This window comes from Thiocapsa sp. C2-2m, from assembly GCF_041903745.1.
In the GTDB taxonomy this organism is placed as follows: domain Bacteria; phylum Pseudomonadota; class Gammaproteobacteria; order Chromatiales; family Chromatiaceae; genus Thiocapsa; species Thiocapsa roseilacustris.
Genome location: NZ_JBBWVD010000001.1, coordinates 281,456 through 302,863, shown reverse-complemented (window position 1 = coordinate 302,863; position 21,408 = coordinate 281,456). Strand labels below are relative to the sequence as shown.

Annotated in this window: 21 protein-coding genes and 3 pseudogenes; 12 read left to right on the top strand and 12 right to left on the bottom strand. The window is 63.6% G+C overall.

What is annotated here, in order from left to right; translation table 11 throughout:
* Positions 1–76: 76 nt before the first annotated feature.
* The 5 genes and pseudogenes from AADX97_RS01375 to AADX97_RS01355 form a co-directional block, all read right to left on the bottom strand.
* Positions 77–754 carry an exonuclease domain-containing protein gene (locus tag AADX97_RS01375; RefSeq protein ID WP_374232697.1) on the bottom strand — a complete coding sequence of 226 codons (678 nt, stop codon included), beginning with the start codon at positions 752–754 and terminating at the stop codon, positions 77–79.
* A 9-nt stretch (positions 755–763) separates the two neighbouring features.
* Complete coding sequence (locus tag AADX97_RS01370) at positions 764–2,629, bottom strand: putative nucleotidyltransferase substrate binding domain-containing protein (protein ID WP_374232698.1); 1,866 nt, start codon at positions 2,627–2,629, stop codon at positions 764–766.
* 181 nt (positions 2,630–2,810) lie between these two features.
* Positions 2,811–4,616 carry a sodium:solute symporter family protein gene (locus AADX97_RS01365; RefSeq protein ID WP_374232700.1) on the bottom strand — a complete coding sequence of 602 codons (1,806 nt, stop codon included), beginning with the start codon at positions 4,614–4,616 and terminating at the stop codon, positions 2,811–2,813.
* A 12-nt stretch (positions 4,617–4,628) separates the two neighbouring features.
* Positions 4,629–4,862 (bottom strand): annotated as a pseudogene (locus AADX97_RS01360) (DUF4212 domain-containing protein); the annotation flags it as partial.
* An 84-nt stretch (positions 4,863–4,946) separates the two neighbouring features.
* Positions 4,947–5,201, bottom strand: a pseudogene (locus AADX97_RS01355) (DUF4212 domain-containing protein); the annotation flags it as partial.
* Between the two features lie 502 nt (positions 5,202–5,703).
* On the opposite strand from AADX97_RS01355, the gene thrC reads away from it, so the two are divergent.
* The 7 genes from thrC (at position 5,704) to AADX97_RS01320 (ending at position 15,242) form a co-directional block, all read left to right on the top strand.
* Entirely contained in the window at positions 5,704–7,092 is a 1,389-nt protein-coding gene (thrC, locus tag AADX97_RS01350; RefSeq protein ID WP_374232701.1) for a threonine synthase, read from the top strand.
* A gap of 38 nt (positions 7,093–7,130) precedes the next feature.
* Positions 7,131–8,702 carry an alpha-isopropylmalate synthase regulatory domain-containing protein gene (locus AADX97_RS01345; protein ID WP_374232702.1) on the top strand — a complete coding sequence of 524 codons (1,572 nt, stop codon included), beginning with the start codon at positions 7,131–7,133 and terminating at the stop codon, positions 8,700–8,702.
* Between the two features lie 617 nt (positions 8,703–9,319).
* The gene (locus AADX97_RS01340; RefSeq protein WP_374232703.1) at positions 9,320–10,042 is read left to right on the top strand and encodes a hypothetical protein; all 723 of its coding nucleotides are present in this window, start codon (positions 9,320–9,322) and stop codon (positions 10,040–10,042) included.
* Positions 10,039–10,584 (top strand): TlpA family protein disulfide reductase, encoded by a 546-nt coding sequence (locus tag AADX97_RS01335; RefSeq protein ID WP_374232704.1) that lies wholly within the window; start codon positions 10,039–10,041, stop codon positions 10,582–10,584. The genes AADX97_RS01340 and AADX97_RS01335 overlap by 4 nt, the downstream gene beginning before the upstream one ends.
* A gap of 27 nt (positions 10,585–10,611) precedes the next feature.
* On the top strand, positions 10,612–11,601 hold the full coding sequence (locus tag AADX97_RS01330) for a hypothetical protein (RefSeq protein ID WP_374232705.1): 990 nt from the start codon (positions 10,612–10,614) through the stop codon (positions 11,599–11,601).
* Positions 11,602–11,643: 42 nt separating this feature from the next.
* Positions 11,644–14,334 (top strand): ATP-binding protein, encoded by a 2,691-nt coding sequence (locus tag AADX97_RS01325; RefSeq protein WP_374232706.1) that lies wholly within the window; start codon positions 11,644–11,646, stop codon positions 14,332–14,334.
* Complete coding sequence (locus AADX97_RS01320; protein WP_374232707.1) at positions 14,331–15,242, top strand: diguanylate cyclase domain-containing protein; 912 nt, start codon at positions 14,331–14,333, stop codon at positions 15,240–15,242. The genes AADX97_RS01325 and AADX97_RS01320 overlap by 4 nt, the downstream gene beginning before the upstream one ends.
* Before the next feature lie 46 nt (positions 15,243–15,288).
* Here AADX97_RS01320 and AADX97_RS01315 read toward each other — a convergent pair whose 3' ends face one another.
* Positions 15,289–15,570 carry a hypothetical protein gene (locus AADX97_RS01315; protein ID WP_374232708.1) on the bottom strand — a complete coding sequence of 94 codons (282 nt, stop codon included), beginning with the start codon at positions 15,568–15,570 and terminating at the stop codon, positions 15,289–15,291.
* A gap of 132 nt (positions 15,571–15,702) precedes the next feature.
* Between AADX97_RS01315 and AADX97_RS01310 the strand changes: the two genes are divergently transcribed.
* The 4 genes from AADX97_RS01310 (at position 15,703) to AADX97_RS01295 (ending at position 18,379) form a co-directional block, all read left to right on the top strand.
* The gene (locus AADX97_RS01310) at positions 15,703–15,900 is read left to right on the top strand and encodes a transposase (protein WP_374232709.1); all 198 of its coding nucleotides are present in this window, start codon (positions 15,703–15,705) and stop codon (positions 15,898–15,900) included.
* Positions 15,901–15,926: 26 nt separating this feature from the next.
* Positions 15,927–16,598 (top strand): transposase, encoded by a 672-nt coding sequence (locus tag AADX97_RS01305; protein ID WP_374232710.1) that lies wholly within the window; start codon positions 15,927–15,929, stop codon positions 16,596–16,598.
* Between the two features lie 129 nt (positions 16,599–16,727).
* A complete protein-coding gene (locus AADX97_RS01300) occupies positions 16,728–17,165 on the top strand; it encodes a DUF29 domain-containing protein (protein WP_374232711.1) in 438 nt (145 codons plus the stop codon).
* A gap of 317 nt (positions 17,166–17,482) precedes the next feature.
* Positions 17,483–18,379 carry a transposase gene (locus AADX97_RS01295; RefSeq protein WP_374232712.1) on the top strand — a complete coding sequence of 299 codons (897 nt, stop codon included), beginning with the start codon at positions 17,483–17,485 and terminating at the stop codon, positions 18,377–18,379.
* Positions 18,380–18,605: 226 nt separating this feature from the next.
* On the opposite strand, the gene AADX97_RS01290 is transcribed toward AADX97_RS01295, so the two are convergent.
* Positions 18,606–18,794 (bottom strand): type II toxin-antitoxin system RelE/ParE family toxin, encoded by a 189-nt coding sequence (locus AADX97_RS01290; protein ID WP_374232855.1) that lies wholly within the window; start codon positions 18,792–18,794, stop codon positions 18,606–18,608.
* Between the two features lie 107 nt (positions 18,795–18,901).
* Entirely contained in the window at positions 18,902–19,117 is a 216-nt protein-coding gene (locus AADX97_RS01285) for a type II toxin-antitoxin system ParD family antitoxin (protein ID WP_374232856.1), read from the bottom strand.
* On the opposite strand from AADX97_RS01285, the gene AADX97_RS01280 reads away from it, so the two are divergent.
* Entirely contained in the window at positions 19,025–19,258 is a 234-nt protein-coding gene (locus tag AADX97_RS01280; RefSeq protein ID WP_374232857.1) for an addiction module antidote protein, read from the top strand. The two genes, AADX97_RS01285 and AADX97_RS01280, sit on opposite strands and share 93 nt — an antisense overlap.
* Before the next feature lie 427 nt (positions 19,259–19,685).
* On the opposite strand, the gene AADX97_RS01275 is transcribed toward AADX97_RS01280, so the two are convergent.
* The 4 genes and pseudogenes from AADX97_RS01275 to AADX97_RS01260 all read right to left on the bottom strand — a co-directional run.
* Positions 19,686–20,099 carry a type II toxin-antitoxin system VapC family toxin gene (locus AADX97_RS01275; RefSeq protein ID WP_374232713.1) on the bottom strand — a complete coding sequence of 138 codons (414 nt, stop codon included), beginning with the start codon at positions 20,097–20,099 and terminating at the stop codon, positions 19,686–19,688.
* On the bottom strand, positions 20,087–20,371 hold the full coding sequence (locus tag AADX97_RS01270) for a hypothetical protein (RefSeq protein WP_374232714.1): 285 nt from the start codon (positions 20,369–20,371) through the stop codon (positions 20,087–20,089). The genes AADX97_RS01275 and AADX97_RS01270 overlap by 13 nt, the downstream gene beginning before the upstream one ends.
* 300 nt (positions 20,372–20,671) lie before the next feature.
* Positions 20,672–20,989, bottom strand: coding sequence for a glycerophosphodiester phosphodiesterase family protein (locus AADX97_RS01265; RefSeq protein ID WP_374232715.1), 318 nt, complete (start codon positions 20,987–20,989; stop codon positions 20,672–20,674).
* A 94-nt stretch (positions 20,990–21,083) separates the two neighbouring features.
* Positions 21,084–21,227 (bottom strand): annotated as a pseudogene (locus tag AADX97_RS01260) (glycerophosphodiester phosphodiesterase family protein); the annotation flags it as partial.
* Positions 21,228–21,408: the final 181 nt, after the last annotated feature.

The following is a 21,408-nucleotide window of genomic DNA, read 5'->3' as shown; positions in this document are numbered from 1 at the left end:
AACGCCTTATAGTAAACGCTCCAATAGGGCGCAGCCAGCCGGGATATGCCGGTGCCTACCCGGGGAGCGCCGAGTTTCAGCACAGGAAATCCCGCAGAGGCAGGCCGTCGCCGTTGTCTCGATAGGCCGCTTGGGCGAGGAACAGCTCGGCCGAGGCCAGGGCATCGCTCAGCGCATTATGTGCGCTGTAACGGGGCAGGTTGTAACGATCGCCGAGCGCGTGCAGACGCAGATCGGACGCCTTAAACGGGGTCTGGCGTCGCTCGAAGGTTCGGTAGGCCAATGTTTGGGTATCGACGACCGGCATCAGAAGTCCTTGCTGCCAGAGCCGCTTGCAGGCGTTGCTTAGGAAGCCGCGCTCGATGCGTGCGTGATGGGCAATCATGACCTTGCCCGACAGGACTTCGAGAAGCTCTTCGAGGACGTCGGCAAGCTCGCTGCCTTCGGCGGACTCGTCGTCCGTGATCTGGTGAATGATCGCCGTCGCCTCGGGGATGGAGCGATCGATCCGCACCACCCGATGGCGGGCGCTCGACAGGTCGATGGATGCGCCTTTGACCCAGACATATCCGACGCTCAGGATCAGGTCGTTGGCGAGGTCCAGCCCGGTCGTTTCCAGATCGATGGCGAGATAGTCTACCTCCCGATAGTCCGTTTTCGACGGCGGAAACGGATGTTCCAGGTAGGAGCGCAAAGGCCCCGGCGGGGTCCGGCGCAGTCGCCAGCGGCGGCGCCAATCGAGCAGTCTCGACATGGTCAGGGCCTACGCGAAGCGCCCGGCTTGATAGCGCTGTCCGAGGGACTCCTGCATCGTGTTGATCAGGAGAAAGGCGTCCTTGAGATGTCCGCGCTCGAGGGGAGACAGCTCGTCCGGCGACAAAAAGTTATCCGCCTTCTTCCCGTGAGCGAGCTGATTGGCCTGATGGCGCATCCGCAGGGTTCCGACCAGCTCGATGGCGTCGGTCAGGTTGGCGGCTCCGTCTTTGCTCAAGGTCCCGTGCTCCGCGGCAGAGCTCAGACGCTCGATGGTGTTGGTCTCCGGCAGTCCGCCCGAGAGTGCGTAAATCCGCGCCAGGTCGACGATGGGCACGATGCCCTTGTGCTTGATATCGAAGGTGTGATCGTGGTCGCCACCCTGGATCAGCACGATGTTGCGGAAGAACCCTAGTGGTGGTCGGTACTTGAGCGCATTTGCGACCATGTAGGCGATGAAGATTCGATTGGCCTTGGAGCGCTCGAGGACGCGCTCCTGCAGCTCGGCGAAGAGATTGTCCGGGTCATGCACTGCACGTAGGTCGAAAAAGACGTTGGCGAGCATCAGCGACATAGGCTCTGGTTTGAGGATCCAATTGACGAAGTATTTGTGCCAAATCCGCAGGGGTTGTCGCCACTTCGGGTTCGAGGCCATGACATCGCCCGGGCAGTACACGAAACCGCAGGCATCGAGACCGTCGTTGACGATCTTGGCGAGTGCCGCGAAGTAGGCGTCGTCGTCCGCTTTGGCATGGTCTGCGATCAGGAGGGCGTTGTCTTGGTCGGAGTGCGAAGACTGCTCGCGGCGCGCCTGCGAGCCCCCCACGATCCACGCATAGGGGACGGGCGGGCTGCCCAAGTCCGCTTCTGCCAGCGCAATCAAGCGCTGCGTGATGGCATCGGTGATGGCGCTGATAGCCTGGCCGACATGATTTGCGGTCGCTCCCCCGTTGACGAGATGGACCTGCAGCTCGGGGATCTTGGAGCTGATCTGCACCAGGGTCTCGATCGAGGTCGCGCGATGGATGTCGCCGACCAGATACACGGCGTTGGCGCTTTGAAAGCGGGTGAGGTCGGTTGTCGAGATCAGACCGGCGACACGCTCGCCGTCCAATACCGGCAGATGATGCACATTCAGGCGTGTCATGGTGATCAGGGCCTGGAAACCCAGCGTGTCGACCTGTGCCGTCTGCAGCTTCTCGGTCATGATCTCCCGAACCGGGCGGTCGGTCGACAGGCCGACGGCGACACAGCGGCTGCGCAGATCTCGGTCGGTGATCATGCCGGCGAGCCGATCGCCTTCCATGATCAGCAGCGAGGAGACGCGGTGCTCGGACATCACCTGTGCGGCCTCGCGGATGCTCGTCTCCGGGCTCGCGACGATCGGCGTGCGGTTGATCATGCTGCCGATCTGTACCGTCATCAGGCCGGTGCCGGCGGCCGGGGCGTCCACCATGATGTCCAGCGCCTTGCGCAGTCGACTGGAGATGGATTGGTCGAAATGCTCGGCGAATGTGGCGTGCCGCTCGCGCAGATCCGCCAACTCGGCGCAGGGCAGGGCGTAGACGAGGGTGTCTTCCGAGGTGTTGCCGAAAAATCGACCGCCATCGGGCGTAGGCCGACAGGGCATATCGCACAAATCCCCCTCGGCCAGCTTGCCGACCAGCTCGCCATTGGCGTCACGCAGCTCCACAGCGCCGCGGCGCAGGAGATAGACGCAGGACGGATCTGCTTTTTCCGGCGGGAAGGGCGTCCCGCGGCGAAAGTAGCGCACCGAAAGGCGCTGGGGAAGGCGTTCGAGCGTGTCCTGCGGCAGTTGAGAGAAGGGCGGGTGACTGGCCAGGAAGTCTCGGATCTCGATCAGCTCGATGTTCATGGCGCGGTACCCTTGGTCTGTCTCAACGGCTTGGCCGGGCTCGGCAGGCACAGTCTGAATAAAAAAACCCCGCGGAAGCGGGGCTGGAACCTCTCCAGGTTGCCCCGAGGTCGTTGCCTCGGGGCATTCGATCAGGTGCGGGCGGTCATCGCGCTTCGAGTGCCTGCACCTTGGCCCTCGATCAATGGCCGGTCGCGACTCCGGAGCCGCGCGGGATGCGCACATCCTCGACCAAGTGCTGGATGTGCTCCGGAGGCGGTGCCGCAAACTTGAAGAGCGCGAAGGCGACGATGAAGTTGAACAGCGCGCCCACGGCGCCGAATGCCTCGGGCGTGATCCCGAAGAACCAGTTCGCACCCATCCCCATCTCGGGCATCAAAAAGCTTGTACCCGGCACGAAGAAAATACCTTTGTGCTGGAACACATACAGAAGGGTAATGCTCAAGCCCGCGATCATGCCGGAAACCGCGCCCAGCGAGTTCATCCGTTTCGCGAAGATCCCCATCATCAGCACCGGGAAGATCGAGGAGGCCGCCAGACCGAAGGCGAGTGCGACCGTCCCCGCCGCGAATCCCGGTGGGTTGAGTCCCAGCCAACCGGCCAGGAGAATGGCCCCGATCATCGACAGACGTCCCGCCATGAGCTCGGTCTTCTCCGAGATCTGCGGCATGAAGACGCTTTTCAGGAGGTCGTGAGAGATCGAGGAGGAGATGGCCAACAGCAAACCCGCAGCCGTCGAGAGCGCCGCCGCGAGACCGCCGGCGACGACCAAGGCGATAACCCAAGCCGGCAGATTGGCGATCTCGGGGTTGGCCAACACCATGATGTCGTTGTTGACCGTGACCATCTCGTTGCCCTTCCAGCCGAACCCTTCGGCCGTCGCGGCGAACGCTTCGTTCTTGTCGTCGTAGTACTGGATCCTACCGTCGTTGTTCTTGTCTTCCCACTTGAGCAGACCGGTGGTCTCCCAACGTTTGAACCAGTCGGGACGCTCGTCGTAGACCAGGTTGCCCGTCTCGCTGCCGACCGGACCAATTTGGATGGTATCCATCAGGTTCAGGCGGGCCATGGCGCCGACGGCCGGTGCCGTGGTGTAGAGGAGCGCGATGAAGACCAGTGCCCAGCCGGCCGAGAAGCGTGCGTCCTTGACCTTGGGGACAGTGAAGAAGCGGATGATGACATGTGGGAGACCGGCGGTGCCGATCATCAGCGACAGGGTGTAGACGAACATGTTGAGCGAGCTGCCCATCACCTGCGTGGTGTATTCCTTGAACCCGAGGTCGGTCACCACCTGGTCGAGCTTGGCGAGCAGGGACATGCCGCTGGCAACACCGTCGCGCGCATACTCGCTTCCCAGTCCGAGCTGCGGGAGCGGGTTTCCGGTGAGATTCATGGAGATGAAGATCGCCGGAACCGTGTAGGCGAAGATGAGGACGACATACTGCGCGATCTGGGTATAGGTGATGCCCTTCATCCCGCCCAGGATCGCGTAAACCGCGACAATGCCCATGCCGACAAAGATGCCCATATCGTAGGAAACGCCCAGGAACCGGGAGAAGGCGACACCGATACCCGTCATCTGGCCGATGACATAGGTCACCGAGGCCAGGATCAGGCAGATGACGGCCACCACGCGTGCGGTCTGCGAATAGAACCGATCCCCGACGAACTGGGGCACCGTATACTTGCCGAATTTACGAAGGTAAGGGGCCAAGAGGAGCGCCAGCAGCACGTAGCCGCCTGTCCAGCCCATCAGAAAGACCGATCCGCCGTAACCGCCGAAGGCGATCATGCCGGCCATTGAAATGAAGGATGCGGCCGACATCCAATCCGCGGCCGTCGCCATGCCGTTGGCGACCGGGTGAACGCCGCCGCCCGCGACGTAAAAATCCCCGGTGGTTTTAGCGCGGGCCCAAACGGCGATCCCGATATAGAGCGCGAAGGTCGCGCCGACGATGCTGTAAGTCCAAAGCTCAAGTGATGTCATAGAGTGCGCCCCTTATTCCTCGCCGAAGTCGTATTTTTTGTCGAGCTTGTTCATCGAGATGGCATAGAAAAAGATCAATGCCACGAAGATGTAGATGGATCCCTGTTGTGCGAACCAGAACCCGAGCGGGTAGCCGCCGAGCATGATGGTATTCAAGGGCTCGACCAGCAGGATGCCGAAACCGAAGGACACCACGAACCAAATGGTCAGCAGGATGGCGAGGAGACGCAGATTCTCGCTCCAGTACTGCGCGGCCTTGCTCGGATGCGCCTGCGCATGCTCGGGCTGGGTGCCGTGGCTGACGGCCTGATAGGGTGTGCCGCCTCCCGAGTCCTCGCCGACATCGAACTTGTTGTCGAGCCGATTCATCGACACCGCATAGAAGAAGATCAGCACGACGAAGATGTAGATGGATCCCTGTTGGGCGAACCAGAACCCGAGCGGGTAGCCGCCGAGCATGATGGTATTCAGTGGCTCGACCAACAGGATGCCGAAGCCAAAGGAGACAACGAACCAGATCGTCAGCAGAATCGCCAGGAGACGCAGATTTGCGCTCCAGTATTCCGCTCGTTTGTCAGGTGTCATAGGTTGTGTCACTCCGTAGTGTCGGATGAGTGTTGTGGGTCGGGGTGACGGGGCGATGACGAACCCTTCATGCGGCTGGCTCGTCGGCCGTAACCTGTGCCCCTCTGTCGATCTTATTGTTGTCGACCGCTCGCAGCGCGCACCCGGCCGAGCGAGCAGGCCGAGCGACCAGTCGGTCGCGCAACCCGAACCCTCGATCTCATCTCGAGTTGCGAAGCCGGTGTCGCCCCGTAGCGCGGTCCGGCAAGTTTCCATTTTCTGCCTCGTCCGAATCTCGGGGCGAGGCGCCGGCATTGTCTGGCCCGCCACCTCATGCTGTCAACGACGGCGCGGTCCTCCGGCGCAGCGAATGTATCGGTAAAGCACGATCTTCGGCAATATCCGCGTCACATCTTCGTCACGCCTTCCCGAGCTCGGATGGAATCTCGGTTGCCAACGGTCGCGGTGTTTCTTACCCTGCAGCGCGAGAAGGTCACAACATTCAGCGGTGGGTTCGAACGATATGCAGTACTCAAGCACGCGCGGCGGGATTGCCCCGGTCGGCTTTGCCGAGGCCGTCTTAATGGGCCTGGCGACCGACGGTGGACTCTTGGTCCCGACCGCTGTGCCGAGCGTCGATGTGTCGACCCTGCGGGCCTGGTCCGGTCTAGGTTTTCAAGATCTGGCCCTCGAGGTCATGACTCCATTCGTCGGGGACGAGATCCCGCGGGACGACCTTCGCGCGCTGATCGAACGCTCCTACTCCACCTTTACGCACCCCGAGGTGACGCCGATCGTCGAGGTCGGCGATCGGCGGATCCTCGAGCTCTTCCACGGACCGACCGCCGCCTTCAAGGACGTTGCGCTTCAATTCCTCGGGAATCTCTTTGAGTATCTCCTGGCGCGCGACGGCGGGGAGCTCAACATCTGCGGCGCCACCTCCGGGGATACCGGCTCCGCGGCCATCTACGGGGTCCGAGGCAAGGCGCGGATCAGCATCTTCATGCTCCATCCCAAGGGCCGGATTTCGCCGATCCAGGAACGTCAGATGACGAGCGTGCTGGATCCCAACGTCCACAATATCGCGGTACGCGGCAGCTTCGACGACGCCCAACGCATCGTCAAGGAGCTCTTCAACGACCTGCCGTTCAAGTCGGAATTCAGCCTGGGCGCGGTCAACTCGATCAACTGGGCGCGGATCCTCGCTCAGATGGTCTACTACGTCTTTGCCTGGACGCGTTTCAGCGGAGGCGACCCCGAGCGACGCCTGAGCTTCGCGGTGCCGACCGGTAACTTCGGCGATGTCTTCGCGGGCTATCTCGCCAAACGGATGGGTGTGCCGATCGATCGGCTGATCATCGCGACCAATCGCAACGACATCTTGACGCGATTTGTCGATACGGGCGTCTACGCCGTCGGCGAGGTCTATCAGACCCTCAGCCCCGCCATGGACATTCAGATCGCCTCGAACTTCGAGCGTTATCTCTTTTTCCTTCACGACGGGGATGCCGGGAAGGTCCGTGCACTGCTCGAGACGCTGCAGACGACCGGTCGGCTTGAGGTCGATGCAGCGCATCATGCACGCGCTCGGGCCGATTTTGATGCGGTCGCGGTGAGCGACGCCGAGACGCTCGAGCAGATTCGGCAAACCTATGCCGCAGCCGACTACATCCTCTGCCCGCACACCGCGGTCGGGGTCCAGGCGGGCGGCGCTGCCGAGGATCTGATCTGTCTCGCGACGGCCCATCCGGCGAAGTTCAACGAGGCGATCCAGCTCGCCATCGGCCGCGATGCCCCCTTGCCGCCCGCGCTGCAGGGTTTGATGGATCTGCCGACCCGCTGTCTTGAGCTCGATGCCGACGCCGCGACGCTCGAGGCGCATATCCGCGCCACCCTAAAGGACGGCGGATGAGCCCGATTGCGCCGGCCTCGCATGACGAGATACCCACGATGACCCAGCTCGGCCGTTACGTCCACATCATGGACACCACCCTGCGCGATGGCGAGCAGACCCAAGGGGTGTCCTTTTCGCCCGACGAAAAGGTCAATATCGCCAAGGTGTTGCTTGAGCAGGTTCGGGTAGACCGCATCGAGGTCGCCTCGGCACGTGTGTCCTCCGGCGAGGCCCATGCCGTGGCTCAAATCATCGCCTGGGCCGAAGAGCGTGATCTGGCGAGGCGCGTCGAGGTGTTGGGTTTCGTCGACGGCGGGCGCAGCGTCGACTGGATCCGGGGGGCCGGCGGCCATGTGATCAACCTGCTCGCGAAGGGCAGCGAGAAGCACTGTCGCGGCCAGCTCGGCAAGACGCTCGATCAGCACGCCGCCGACGTCCGGGACACGATCGCCATCGCCCATGACCGTGGCCTCGCCGTCAATCTCTATCTCGAAGACTGGTCGAACGGCTACCGTGACAATCCGGCATACGTGTTTGGGCTGGTGGAGCGACTGGCCGATTGCGGGGTTGGTCACTTCATGCTCCCCGATACGCTCGGCGTCATGACGCCCGAGCGGGTCTTCGATGCTTTCACCGACATGCTCCGGCACTTTCCGGGCATCAACCTCGATTTCCATCCGCACAACGACTACGGGCTCGCGACCGCCAACGTGCTTGCCGCGGCTCGGGCGGGCGCGGCGGCCGTTCATTGCACCGTGAATTGCCTCGGGGAGCGTGCCGGCAATGCCTCCTTGGCCGAGGTCGCCGTCAATCTGCGCGACCAGCTCGGCTTGCAGATCGGGATCGACGAGAGCCATCTCGCGCGCATCAGCGAGCTGGTCGAATACTTCTCGGGCAAACGGATCGCCGACAATGCCCCCATTATCGGGGCCGACGTCTTCACCCAGACCGCAGGTATTCATGCCGACGGCGATCGCAAAGGCAGCCTCTACCACACGCGCCTCTCGCCCGAGCGTTTCGCACGACGGCGCAAATACGCGCTGGGCAAGCTCGCCGGCAAGGCATCGCTTGCGAAGAATCTGGAACGTCTTGATATCACGCTCTCGGAAGAAAACCAGGCCAAGGTTCTCAAGCGGATCGTCGAGCTCGGCGACTCCAAAAAGACCATTACCATCGAAGACCTGCCCTTCATCATCGCCGAGGTCATGGAGAGCAAGGATTACAACCATGCCGAGCTGCTCTCCTGCTCGGTCTCCTCGACCCTGGATCTGGAGTCGACGGCGAGCATCAAGATCCGCATCGTCGAGGAGACCCACACCGCCGCCGGCAGCGGCAACGGTGGCTTCGACGCCTTCAACAATGCGCTGGCCAAGATCGTGAAAAAGCGTGGTCTGACCCTGCCGACCCTGCTCGACTACGAGGTCCGCATCCCCAAGGGCGGGCGCACCGACGCACTGACCGAATGCAGCATTACCTGGGACACCGACCAAGGCGAGCTGCGGACCCGCGGGGTGCATGCCAACCAGGTCTTCGCGGCGATCGGGGCGACCGTACGGATGCTCAACATCGTCATGCATCGCGCGCTGACCGAGCAGCGGGCCGCCGAGGCGTCATCCTCGGCGGCATAACGGCCAAGGCCACGATCGGCCGTGCGCATGGTGTTGACCACGAAGAAGTTGGACTGGACGCTGAAGGACTCGCCCGAAAGCGGCACCTGGACCAAGTGACCGCGCTAGTCCTTACTCTTGGAGGGTTGGCTACTCTGGGCGGGCCTCGCGCTAGAGCAGATCATCGCGATCCAGCGTGGCGAAGAAGCCATCCCAATCGCCGTTGGTCATCGTGGTTTGCGCCTCGGCAAAGGCCTCTGCTGGAGTGGTCCGCGCCATTGTCGTCTCCTGATGAATGAACTTTTCGGTCGGTCTTGCGTTTTAACTCCTCTTTATAGATTGCACGACGGCAGCAGCCCTTCCGCGAGATCGTAGCGGATCGTCAGTACGGGGACGTCGGCGGTGCGGCTCAGGCTGTTGATGTCCAATCGGTCTGATCGGAGACGACCTGCGAGAGGATTCGCAGGGCGTCCGGTGCGGGGGGGCGACGCTTGGTCTACACTTAACGCCAGTCGAAACCGATCCATTCCGCTGGTCAGAATGACGAGATATTCATCGGACACGCAGACGTTGCCTTCGGGCCTGAATCCAATCCTGAGTCGCTGTGGTTCCCGCACCTTGCCGGGACATCGGGCGCGATGATGCACGGGCGCGGGCGGCATGCTGGTCGCTCCGCTGCGCTTGCGATCGGGGCGATCCTGCTCTTCGCGGGAGTCACGAAGGCGTGGTGCACCGATGGGAGCGGGGAACCGCGCGTGCTGTGCGAGCTGGAGATCGGCGCGATCACCGATGCGCGACAACGGGCCAGGGTCGAGACTACCGTGGCGCTGGTGCATGAACACTGTCTGGCGCTGGTCGTTCAGGGCGATGATGCCGCACCTGCATCCACCGCGGTTCGTGTCAATGGGCTCTCCTTGACCATGAGCGACCTGGATGAGAACGCTCTGGATACACAAGGGTGGCACGCCGGATTCTCGCGGCTGCTCGCCGATGCGCGCGTCGCTACCGCCTGGCGGCTCGATCTGTATCTGGCGCGGACTAGGGATCCGCACGGCGGGCCAGCGGTTGATTTCACGGTGTGCAATATGGAGCCGGGGCGCATCTTCCAGGGCGCGTTTCGGCTGCTGCTGGTTGAGCCGGTCGCGATCGATGGCGGGCTTGGCCAGTATTGGCTCGTGCGACAGGAACTGGTGCGCCAACCGATCGTGGATCTGCACGAGGCGGCGGTCGTCGGCTGCGCCTTGCCGGAGCGCTTTGGGCTGCCGCTTGCCGATGACGCACCGCCCGCAGCGATCCTGGCCGTGGTCGATGACGAGCGGGGCCGTGTCCAGGCGGTGCTGTTGGCGCCCGTGCGACCATGAAAACCGGCGTCCTCTGCGCTGTCCTACTCTGCTGGCCCCTCATCGCCGCGAGCGCGAACAGTCGTGACCCGAGTTGTCTGGTCGGTCAGCCTGCGGCCGATTTTACGCTGTCGACCGCCGATGGACAGGCGTTCACCTTGTCGGACGATCCAGGTGAGCACCAGGCGTTGCTGATTCTCTTCTGGGGAGTCTGGTGTCCGTTTTGCAGGGAAATCATGGTCCGCTTGACCGAGCAGGCGAGCGATCTGAGCGAGCGTGGGCTCGCGATCGTCGCCATCAGTCTGCGGGAAAGCCGCGCCAAGGTGTCGTTGTTCGTCGACCAGTTGCGCCCGGGTTTCCCGGTGTTGGTCGACGAATGGGCCTCGCTGAAAGAGAGCTATTTGATCCACGATGTGCCCATGGCCCTGGTCTTGGACCGGGAGCACATCATTCGGGCCGCGGTGATCACCACCTCGGTCGACAAGGTGCATACCCTGATCGAGCAGGCGCTCGCGTCTGAAGCGTCGGCGTTGTCGGTCATGGGGCCACCGCTCCCGCCTTGAAGGGCGGTCTTCTCGCGGAGACGACTGATGAAACACATGAAGCCCCGGTCCACCGCTGCCTCGCTCACGATGGTCCTCGCCCTCGGTTTCGTTGCAGGTGCCGTGTCGCTTGGCGGCGCGCTGCACGCGGCGGAGCCCGAGTTGGGTTGCTTGCCGGGCGGGGAGGTCTTCGATCTCTTCACCCCGGACGCCATCAAGCTGCGCACAACGGCCTACATGACGCCCTTCGGAACACTGAATGCCAACATCGTCCTGGGAGATGCGACGAGCGGTCCGGTTGCGATCGCGGCGGTCGATCTGGCCGAACGGGTCGGCGAGTTCTTGACCGCGATTGCCGCGACCTCGTCGATCCCGATCGCGATCCAGACCTCGCAGGTTCCGGAGAAATATCTCGAGGAGAAGACGATCATCCTCTGCGGCGGACCCGCCGAGAACCCTCTGGTGCGACGCCTCGTCGAGGAGGGTCGCTCGGTGGTCGACTGGGAGAACGCCGAGGTCGGCCACATCGAAGTGGTCGAGCAGGCCTTTGGTGGCCCCGGACGCGCGGTGATCCTGGGCGGGGCCAGTCCTCAGGCGAGCGTCTACGCCATCAACGCTTTCACCGAGTTCTTCAAACATCTGGCCGGCGCGTCGCTCGCACTCGCGCAGATGCTGGACGCCGAGCGGCAACTCCAGCGATCAGACATTGTGGGCGCGGGCGACAGTTTCGAGGGCATGCTCGATGGCCTGCGCATCGATGGCTCGGCCAAGTTCTTTGTACCGATCCGCAACCCGTCACCCGATTTCGAGCAGCAGCTCAAGGATGAGGTCAGGCTCGCGCAGCAGGTCACGCAACGACTACGCAGCGAGCCGACCCCCGAGGAGGCCAGAACCGCGTTCTACGATCTGGCCGAGCGCTGCACCTATTGCCATCGGCGCTATCTCTCGTTCGACTTCAATGCGACCAATCGTGTGCAGTATCTGTTCAGTCAGTACCCGAACCGACAGATCGGATCGGATTGGGCGATGGCGGATTAACAGGACACCCCGCTCATCCCCACCGTGCTTGGCTTGAGTGCGATGACTACGGGCCTGTTCGGATCGATGCACCGCAAACTGGTGTTCGCGGTGCTGCTGCTGTTCTCGTTCGGCCTCATCGTCAGCATGATGCTGAACATCCATGTGACCCAGCAGGTGCTGAATCGCGAGACCACGAAACGCGCCGAGAGCGTGCTGCGCTCGATGCAGCAAAAGTGCCAGTATGCGGTGACGGTCATCGATCCCGAGACCGGCGAGACCTATGTCGATCGGCGCTCCGTCGACGACATCGTCCGGCACATCGAGCGCGACGAGCCGGATGTGGTCCAGGTCATGATCGTTGACGGCAGCGGGCGGGTGCTCAGCAGCATGGACCCGGGGCTGCGGGATCAGCGGCCGCCCGATCTGCCCTTCGCGCCCGGCTGTTGTCCGGATACGGCACCGATCCTGGCGCACAATCCGGACGCCGACACCCTGGAGGTCATGGGCCCGGTCATCGTCAACGACTATGCGTGGGGCACCGCCTTCATCGCCTTCGCCCTGGAACCTGTCCGGCGCGAGATCTGGCGCTTGAGCCTGCAATCGCTCGGGGTCGGCGCGCTGTTCATGCTGCTCGGGATCCTGTTGTCGATCCCGTTGGTGCGGGCCTTGGTGCGGCCGATCAAACAGCTCAGCGCACATGCCGTCGCAATTGGCGAGGGCGATCTCGAGCAGGAGGTCGAGGTCGGCAGCCGCGACGAGATCGGCCAGCTCGCCTTGTCCTTCCGCACGATGGTCGCGCGTCTGAAGCAGACACTCGCCGACCTCGATCGACGCATGCAGGAGCTTCGCCTCTCGGAGGCACGTCTGCAGCGCTCGGAGAAGAAGTATCGCGACATCGTCGAGCACGCGTTCGAGGGCATCTTCCAGATCGCGCCGGACGGCACCCCGGTCAGCGTCAATCCGGCCATGGCCGGCCTGCTCGGCTACGGGTCGCCCGATGCCTGTCGTGCGGCGGTACCCGACCTGACCGCGCAGTTGGTCGATGCGGGCGATCGTCTCGCGTTTCGGCGGGCGTTGGCGAGGCAGGGCCGCGTTACGGGCTTCGAGACCCGCTTGCACAACCGCGATGGCGGGGTTGTCGACTGCGTCGTCTCGGCCCGCGTGGTTCCCGGCGATGACGGCACGGTCGCGCTGATCGAGGGCTCGGTCTTCGATGTGACCGAACGCATCGAGCGTGAGCGCGCGGAGCGCGAGACCGCCTCCGCCAAGGCATCGAGCGAGGCGAAGAGCGCCTTCCTGGCGACCATGAGCCATGAGCTGCGCACCCCCATGAACGCCATCATCGGCTTTGCCGACCTGGCGCTACGCACCGATCTGGAGCCGCGCCAGGCCGATTACCTGCGCCGCATCCACACCGCTGCCGAGGCCCTGCTGCGGATCATCAACGACATCCTGGATTTCTCGAAGATGGAAGCCGGTCGGCTCACGCTCGAGACGATCGACTTCGATCTCGAGCAGGTCTTGGAGCGCAGTCTCGCCGCGATCCAGCTCCAGGCGGAGGACAAAGGGTTGGAGGTCGTGGTCGATCTCGATCCCGGCATGCCGATGCAGTTGCGTGGTGATCCATTGCGACTGGAACAGATCCTCGTCAACCTGCTCTGCAACGCGGTGAAGTTCACCGCGCATGGCGAGGTCCTCCTGCGGGTCCGGGTGCTCACGCTCGATGCTGCGGGGGTGACCCTGGAGGCGAGCATCAGTGATACCGGTCTAGGCATGACACCCGAACAGACGGCGCGGGTGTTCGAGTTGTTCAACCAGGCCGACAGCTCGACCACGCGGCGGTTCGGCGGCACCGGGTTAGGTTTGCCGATCTGCAAAAACCTGGTCGCCCTCATGCAGGGGGCGATCGAGATTCGCAGCCAGATCGGCGTGGGGAGCGTCTTTCACTTCCATGTCCGGCTGGGGCGCTCGCGCGAGGGACTGACCACGCCGTCCAGTGCAGCGATGACCGAAGCCTCACCCCTGGTCGTGGTCGTGCATCCGAACCCCGCCACCGGGGCATTGCTCGGACGATCGCTCGCGTCTGCCGGCTATCGCGTTCAGGTTTACCCGACCGTCGAACCGATCATCGCCGCGGCCGGGACGTCGGTGCCGAGTGCGATTCTGATCGATGAGCCGGCGACGGCGCACGACGCGGTGGATCCGGTGGATCCGGTGGATCCGCTAGAGCAGGTCGCGCTGATCAAGGCACAGCCGACCCTGCGGACTGTTCCCTGTCTGCTCATGTGTGGCGGACGGGCGCGCGACAGGCGCACGCACCCCGGCCGCGCAGAGCACTTCGACGGCTGCATCACGAAGCCGATCCTGCCGCAGGCCTTACGCGCGCAGCTTGCCGCAACGCTGAACGGGGGCGCGGTGATCGGCACCCCGGATGCGACGCATGCCGTGCCGGTCGCATCGGCGACCCCGCGCCGTCCGTTGGCGGAGGCAGCGGATGCGCAAGCGCACGACGCACCCGCCGAGCTCGACCTCGCGACGATCGCGCCGCTGATGCAGACCTTGCAGCGGGACATGGATCGGGATATCCGCGCGGCGATGCGCTCGCTCGTCGCGCTGGACAAGATGCTGCGCCAGACGCCGTGGTACGACGGATTCCGCGAGGTCAAGACCGCGATGGATGGATTCGACATCGACGCGGCGCGGGACCGGCTTGCACGACTCGCGAACCGGCTTGGAGTCACGCTGACATGAACGAGCCCCTGCCGAAAACCCAGTTGCTGATCGCCGACGATCACCCGGAGAACATCCTGTTGCTGATGGACAGCATCGACGACGACTCCTCGATCATCGTCGCAAAGGATGGGGTGAAGGCCCTGGAGCAGGCGCGCAAGCATGTGCCTGACTTGATTCTGCTGGACGTCATGATGCCCGGCATGGATGGCTTCGCGGTCTGCGCTGCGCTCAAGGCGGACGAGCGCACCAAGCAGATTCCAGTGATCTTCGTCACCGCGATGCGCGATGCGTTCGACGAGGAACAAGGACTGCGACTCGGCGCGATCGACTATATCCGCAAGCCCATCGACCCCGGCGTGACCCGGGTCAGAATCCGCAATCACCTTGAGCTGCGCCGCAAGACACGCCTGCTCGAAGAGCTCGCCCGGCTGGATGGCCTGACCGAGATCAACAACCGGCGTGGATTCAACGAGACCCTGGAGCGGGAATGGATGCGCGCGCAGCGACAGGCTGGTTTGCTGTCCCTGGCGATCTTGGATATCGATCACTTCAAAGCTTACAACGACACCTACGGCCACGCACAGGGCGACCGTTGCCTGATTCAGGTCGCCCGATTCCTGCGTGGCGGCTTCAAGCGATCCACCGATATTGTGGCCCGCTATGGCGGGGAGGAGTTCGTGATCCTGATGCCGGACACGCCGCTCGACACGGCCTTCGGGCTCGTGCAGGCGGCCGTCAGCGGCATCGCGGCGCTCGGCCTTCCGCACCGCTCCTCGCCGATCGCCGAGCACGTGACAATCAGTGCCGGAGTGGCCAGTCGGGTACCGAGCGCGCAAGAGAACCCGGTGCATCTGGTCGAATGCGCGGACGCAGCGCTGTATCGCGCCAAGAGCCAGGGGCGGAATCATGTCGCCGCAGCGGAGTAAACGGAAGGAAGCCAGCAACGAACCCCGAGGTCTCCCCGCAAATTCGTCACCGCCGGCACCGTCGGCGGTCATGATCCAGTTCACCAATATCGACCATCAGGGTGATATCGACGCTGGTGGCGCGTGCCGGGTTGTCGTCTCGGACGTCGTTCGCCACGCTCGGCAGCAGCAAGATCGGCTGGCCGGGGCTCAAGACACGCTGGTCGCGCCGGCCGCGCAAGGCATTGGCCAACGACGCGGCGCTTGGCTTCGGCGCAGGCGCCCCGTGGTCCTCGCCCGGCAGACTCGGCGGTAGGCAGAGCGTCGGCGTCGGTTGATCCAGTGTCACTCCGACGGCGGGATCTCGGCGGTGATGCGGCGTCTTATTCGCACTCCCGCCCTTGTGGTGCAAGACGGTTGAATTCTTGCGGGCCGCAGGGTCAGGTCTTGTTTTCCAGCATCGCCGGGCTAAGCTGTTTCCATGGCCAGAACACGCCGAATCGAGCTCGCCGGCGGGTTGTATCACGTCACCTCGCGCGGTGATCGCCGCGAGGCGATCTACCGCGACGATGCGGACCGGGCGGCCTGGCTGGCGGTGTTCGCGGAGGTCTGCGCACGCTTCAATTGGCGCTTTCATGCCTACTGCCAGATGACCAATCACGATCATGTCGTGGTGTAGACCGCGGAGGGGAATCTGTCGAAGGGATGCGGCAGCTCAACGGCGTCTTCACCCAGCGGGTCAATCGTCGTCATGGCCTGGTTGGACACCTGTTTCAGGGCCGCTTCAAGGGAATTCTCGTCGAGCGCGATACCTATCTGCTTGAGCTGGCGCGTTACGTCGTGCTCAATCCGGCGCGGGCCGGCATGATGGCCGATGCGGGTGATTGGGTCTGGAGCAGCTATCCCGCCATGCTGGGGCGGGTTCCGGCGCCGCCCTGGTTGGAGACCGAGTGGGTGCTCGGGCAGCTCGGACCCGCGCGTGCCGCGGCGCAAGCCGCCTACGCGGCTTTCGTCGCCGAGGGGGTTGGACGGTCGAGCGTGTGGGATGGACTGCGGTGCCAGGTCTTCCTCGGCACCGACGGCTTCGTCGAGCGCCACCGTGCTTTGGCGAGCGATCCGCAGCGCTTTCGCGAGGTCCCGCGTGCCCAGCGCCGCGGGCTCGCGAAGACGCTGCCGGCGTTCGGCGATCAATCCGCTACGCCGCGTGAGGCGATGGCGCAGGCATTCCTGAGCGGTGCCTATGCGATGCAGAAGATCGCAGAGCATTTCGGCGTGCACTACTCGACCGTCAGTCGCGCCGTGAGCCGGTTCGAGCGCGCCGATGCCGGATCGGCCGCCCCGGAGTCGAGCCATCGGATAAGTGATTTCAGGACCTGACCACAAAGCCCACAAAGCCCACTAAGCCCGCTCGACAAAGCCCGCCCCAGCGGGCTTTTTTGTGTCCGGATTCAGATCTATAGTCATCCGATGCGAGGGAAACCAACGACGATTAGCGGATCAGCCACCATGACGAACGCAACAAGGTACGAAGAAGACGTGGTCGCTTGGGCGTCCGAACAAGCAAGACTGCTGCGCGAAGGACGGTTCGACCTTTTGGATATTGCCCATCTGGCCGAGGAGATCGAAGACGTGGGAAAGAGTGAGCAGCGGGAGCTGACGAACCGCATGGCACTGCTCTTGGCCCACCTGCTGAAGTGGCAGATGCAGCCCGGTCGCCGCGGAGCCAGCTGGCAGATCACCATCAGAAACCAACGGCGAGGAATCCTGCGTAGACTCCAAGAGACCCCGAGCCTGCTTCCAAAGCTCGACGACCCCGACTGGTGGGCGGGCGTTTGGGACGACGCGACGGCGCAAGCCGCGCAGGAGACCGGACTCTCGGATTTCCCCGAGGCATGCCTCTGGACGCCAAATCAGATTCTCGATCCGGCTTGGTCACCCGAGTAGGCGAAACCATCCGAAGCTGGCGGCTCAAGGGGGGTCTTGTAATCCAGCATTTTCGCTCGACCCTCTGTCTCGGAGCCTAGGAGCTTTAGGTGATTTCCGGGAATACGCATCCCGGCTGCGCATGCCCGGAAGACCTGAGTGGCTATGCGTGCGAATAAATTCGCACCTACAAGCCGGTAGTTCCTTTCCCGGAAATCACCTTTAGGGAGCGTGCTGCAGCTTGAGCGTCACACGACGCGAACATGCGAGGGAAGCCTGGGGTCAGGAAGCCTGGGGTCAGGTCTTGTAATCCTGTATTTTTGGGCTAGGCTATCGACATGGCCAGACCACTCCGAATCGAGCTCGCCGGCGGGCTTTATCACGTCACCTCGCGCGGTGATCGCCGTGAGGCGATCTACCGTGACGATGCGGACCGAGAGGCCTGGCTGGCGGTGTTCGCGGAGGTCTGCGCGCGCTTCAATTGGCGCTGTCATGCCTATTGCCAGATGACCAATCACTATCACGTCGTGGTCGAGACCGCGGAGGGAAATCTGTCGAAAGGGATGCGGCAGCTCAACGGCGTCTTCACCCAGCGGGTCAATCGTCGTCATGGCCTGGTTGGACACCTGTTTCAGGGCCGCTTCAAGGGCGTTCTCGTCGAGCGCGATGCGTATCTGCTTGAGTTGGCGCGTTATGTCGTGCTCAATCCGGTGCGCGTCGGTATGGTGTCAGATGCCGGCGACTGGGCATGGAGCAGCTACCCCGCCATGCTGGGCCGGGTGCCGGCACCCCCGTGGTTGGAGACCGAGTGGGTGCTCGGGCAGTTCGGGCATGCACGTGCGCCGGCCCGTGCGGCCTACGCGGCGTTCGTCGCCGGCGGGGTCGGGCGGCCGAGCGTGTGGGACGGGCTGCGGTGCCAAGTCTTCCTCGGCACCGATGGCTTCGCAGAGCGCCACCGCGGTCTGGCAAACGATCCGCAGCGGTTGCGCGAAGTCCCGCGTGCCCAGCGCCGTGCGCTCGCGAAGCCGCTGTCGGCGTTCGCCGATCAATCCGCGACGCGGCGCGAGGCGATGGCGCAGGCATTTCTGAGCGGTGCCTACACGATGCAGGAGATCGCCGAGCACTTCGGCGTGCACTACTCGACCGTCAGTCGAGCCGTGCGCCGGTTCGAGCGCGCCGACGCCGGCTCGGTCGAACCGGGGTTGAGCGATCGAATACGTGGTTGCATGGGTTGACGCTGCTGTCTCGTGGACGTCGCGCCTCAACGAGCGCGTGGGGTCTTGTAATCCATTGTAATCCAGCAATTTCGGTCTTCCCTTGGTATAGGGGCCATAGGATCTTGACGGGAGCCGCGCTGCAGTTTGAGCGTGCAGACACCGCGACCATGCGTGACACCGAAGCCTTCAAACCCTCCGGAAAAATGTCCGTGATTATTATTCCGCGTCTTGCCGCCCCGGGATGTTAACGGATGAAGTAATTGAGGACATCCATGCGCTGATGAGGGACGCCGATAACATCGATCCCATCCTCGCTCATGAGATAGAAGATGACATGGGAGCCTTCGGGGTAGCTGTAGTAGCCGTCACCGACCTCCGGACGAGGCTTCCCTAGACTCGGATTCTCCGCAAGCCAGGAAAATCGCCGCTCGATGGCTTAGAGATAGATATCGCGTTGCTTGGAGCCCCAGGTCCGGACGGTGTAGCGGGCAATAGGGCGCAGGTCTGCAGCAGCTCGAGGCGTCATCCGATAGCTGCGGCTCATCCCTCACGATCCATTTCCGCCAGCAGACCTTGAAGAGAGTAATTCTCGACGAACTCGCCACGACGCGCCTGCGCCTCGCCTTCGGCCAGGTGTTCACGCAACGCGGCCAATCTGGCGTTGTGCTCCTCCATGTATGGTTCGAAGAAGCGCCCGACGACGCCGCCGGAATCGCACGAGAACTGGGTGACATTGCTCGTGCCAAAGGCATGCAGGTGGCGAAGGACTCGGGTCTCAGCCGAGAGAGTCTGTACCGAGCGCTTAGCGCCGAAGGCAACCCAAGCTTTGCCACGGTGCTCAAGGTCGCCAAGGCACTTGGTTTGCGGCTTCATGCGCAGGCGGCCAGCGGCACCTAGCCACTATCCCTGCGCCAAGCGCATGCTGATCCGCATCACCGGCGAGTCGCCGCCGCGCTGCATCAGGACATGCGCGTGGAAGACCTCAACGACCTTGACCGCAGCTACACTCCGCCACTCAGCAGTCCCTGGGACCCGGTGCAGATGGCGGCGCAGGTCTGGGTGCAGCATTGGCGGCAGATGGAGGGATCATCGGCATGAGCGCGCGATGCGCGGTTAGGGCTAGGTGGCTGTAGTCATCAGCCGGTTTCGCTTCGACCTCGGTGCAGCGAGCGGCCTGGCTGCCCCCCGTGCTTTCCAAAGCCAGTATGGTCAGGGCCTCGTCGAAGTCCGTCGCGTCCCGCACAAGACGCCCCCCGGTACGTGCGCGCTTGCAGGGCCAGGGAGGTCCGATCGAGCCGATGGGTGCGCGAGGAAGGGCGTCGGATCATCCGAACGGGCACTCGACCCGCAGGCCGGGGATCTGCTTGAAGTCCTCCCGATTGCTGGTCAGCACCGCAAACCCATGGGCAATGCCCGTCGCGGCGATCTGCAGATCATGAACGCTGCCCTCCATCTGGCCGCGCGGTCGCAGGAAATAGGCATACAGTTCCGCGTAAACCCTGGCGACCGCCTCCGTGAAGTCCAGCACCGGCATGCTTCCGATCAGCCCTTCGACGAAGGCCGAGCGTTGCACACGCTGGGCCGGAGTGGCTGCCAAATGGACCCCGGCCAAGAGTTCCGAGACGGTGATGGCGGCGATGTAGCCCTCGCCGTAGTGCGCAAAATCCGCAAGGCGCTCCAGCGCGAAGCGCCCGTTCTGCGCATCGATGAAAACATTGGTATCGATCACGAGTCCCATGGCGTGTTCGGAAGATCTCCCGCCCGGCGGATGAGTGCCAGATCGTCCGCCATGGCTCGGTCGTCCGCATCCAGCTTCGGCAGGGATGCCAGCAACTCGCCGAGTCGGGAAATGGGGTAGCCAGCCTTGGCCGGCGGACTCAGCACGGCGACCGTCTGACTGCCCTTGGTGATGGCCAGCCGTCGGCCCGTCAGCCGCACCCGGTCGATCACGACCGAGAGATGACGCACCAGTTCTGTCGTCGTGACGCTCTCCTTGAGGTCGAATCGCATGTTGCCGCCGGGGCCACATCAGGCCGCTAGGGTTTGTCAAAGAATCTGCATTGTGCGAATAATATGTATTCTACGCAAGGCCAGCAGGCGCGCTCTATCCCGAGCCGGCTCATGCGCTCTCGCATTTTCCGGTGAGGCTGACGCGCGATCCGGCGCTCTCTCTCGCTTCGGCCGCGGTGACCTTGGAGGCAACGGCGATGGATCCGCCTCCTCCGTGCACGTCCTGAGAAGACCTGCCTCGGTCCAAGCCGAGCGGAGTGGGCGTCGATGCAAGCAGCGAAGCACAAGCGGGGCCGATGTCTACTGCGGTTGATCCTTGCCGGTCAACCCTCGCCTCAAGCGGACGGCAAGATCCGGGTGATCGGTGAAGACCCCGTCGACACCCTGCTCGACGAGGAAGAAACGCAGGAGCGCCTCGAAGTTGCGGAAACCCTCGGGAAGTGCGTCGCGCCGAAGGGTGTAGGGGTGGACCAGGAGACCGGCGGCATGGGCGTCGGCGACCAAGCGAGTGGTTCGACGGGCGCCGGTTTCGTCCGTGCCTTGGTGGATCTGGCCGATCCAGGGGCCGATCCCGCGGGCGTACTCGGCGACGGCGGCCAGGCCCTCGGGGGTGCGCATCCGCTCGAAGTCGACCGCCAGATCGGGTGCCCAGCCGTTCGTGCAGGCGCAGACTGCGGATCTCGGCCAGGCTGAAATCGATCGCATACCAGCGCCCGTCGGCACGGGCGCGGTCGGGAAAGCGCCGAGCGACATCGGTGACGGTCTCCAGATAAAGATCGTGAAGGACGATCGCCTGACCGTCGCGGGTGAGAACGACATCCTGTTCCAGAAAGTCCGCGCCCATCGCGTGGGCCATCGCCTTTGCCGCCAGGGCGTGCTCGGGCAGGTATCCGGAGGCGCCGCGGTGGGCGATGACGATCGGGACTCGGACCTCGTCAGGAGCGGTACTGGGCGTAGAGGCTGTGGTCGGTGTCATAACGATGGCTATCGGCAAGAGGAGAAGCACTATTCGGTGCAGCATGAGGCAGGTCTCCAAC

Bases quoted from the DNA above. Each gene is read 5' to 3' on its own strand.
- AADX97_RS01375 (WP_374232697.1), bottom strand. From the start codon at position 754: ATGTCGAGACTGCTCGATTGGCGCCGCCGCTGGCGACTGCGCCGGACC.
- AADX97_RS01370 (WP_374232698.1), bottom strand. From the start codon at position 2,629: ATGAACATCGAGCTGATCGAGATCCGAGACTTCCTGGCCAGTCACCCG.
- AADX97_RS01365 (WP_374232700.1), bottom strand. From the start codon at position 4,616: ATGACATCACTTGAGCTTTGGACTTACAGCATCGTCGGCGCGACCTTC.
- thrC (WP_374232701.1), top strand. From the start codon at position 5,704: ATGCAGTACTCAAGCACGCGCGGCGGGATTGCCCCGGTCGGCTTTGCC.
- AADX97_RS01345 (WP_374232702.1), top strand. From the start codon at position 7,131: ATGACCCAGCTCGGCCGTTACGTCCACATCATGGACACCACCCTGCGC.
- AADX97_RS01340 (WP_374232703.1), top strand. From the start codon at position 9,320: ATGATGCACGGGCGCGGGCGGCATGCTGGTCGCTCCGCTGCGCTTGCG.
- AADX97_RS01335 (WP_374232704.1), top strand. From the start codon at position 10,039: ATGAAAACCGGCGTCCTCTGCGCTGTCCTACTCTGCTGGCCCCTCATC.
- AADX97_RS01330 (WP_374232705.1), top strand. From the start codon at position 10,612: ATGAAACACATGAAGCCCCGGTCCACCGCTGCCTCGCTCACGATGGTC.
- AADX97_RS01325 (WP_374232706.1), top strand. From the start codon at position 11,644: ATGACTACGGGCCTGTTCGGATCGATGCACCGCAAACTGGTGTTCGCG.
- AADX97_RS01320 (WP_374232707.1), top strand. From the start codon at position 14,331: ATGAACGAGCCCCTGCCGAAAACCCAGTTGCTGATCGCCGACGATCAC.
- AADX97_RS01310 (WP_374232709.1), top strand. From the start codon at position 15,703: ATGGCCAGAACACGCCGAATCGAGCTCGCCGGCGGGTTGTATCACGTC.
- AADX97_RS01305 (WP_374232710.1), top strand. From the start codon at position 15,927: ATGCGGCAGCTCAACGGCGTCTTCACCCAGCGGGTCAATCGTCGTCAT.
- AADX97_RS01300 (WP_374232711.1), top strand. From the start codon at position 16,728: ATGACGAACGCAACAAGGTACGAAGAAGACGTGGTCGCTTGGGCGTCC.
- AADX97_RS01295 (WP_374232712.1), top strand. From the start codon at position 17,483: ATGGCCAGACCACTCCGAATCGAGCTCGCCGGCGGGCTTTATCACGTC.
- AADX97_RS01275 (WP_374232713.1), bottom strand. From the start codon at position 20,099: ATGGGACTCGTGATCGATACCAATGTTTTCATCGATGCGCAGAACGGG.
- AADX97_RS01270 (WP_374232714.1), bottom strand. From the start codon at position 20,371: ATGCGATTCGACCTCAAGGAGAGCGTCACGACGACAGAACTGGTGCGT.
- AADX97_RS01265 (WP_374232715.1), bottom strand. From the start codon at position 20,989: ATGCGCACCCCCGAGGGCCTGGCCGCCGTCGCCGAGTACGCCCGCGGG.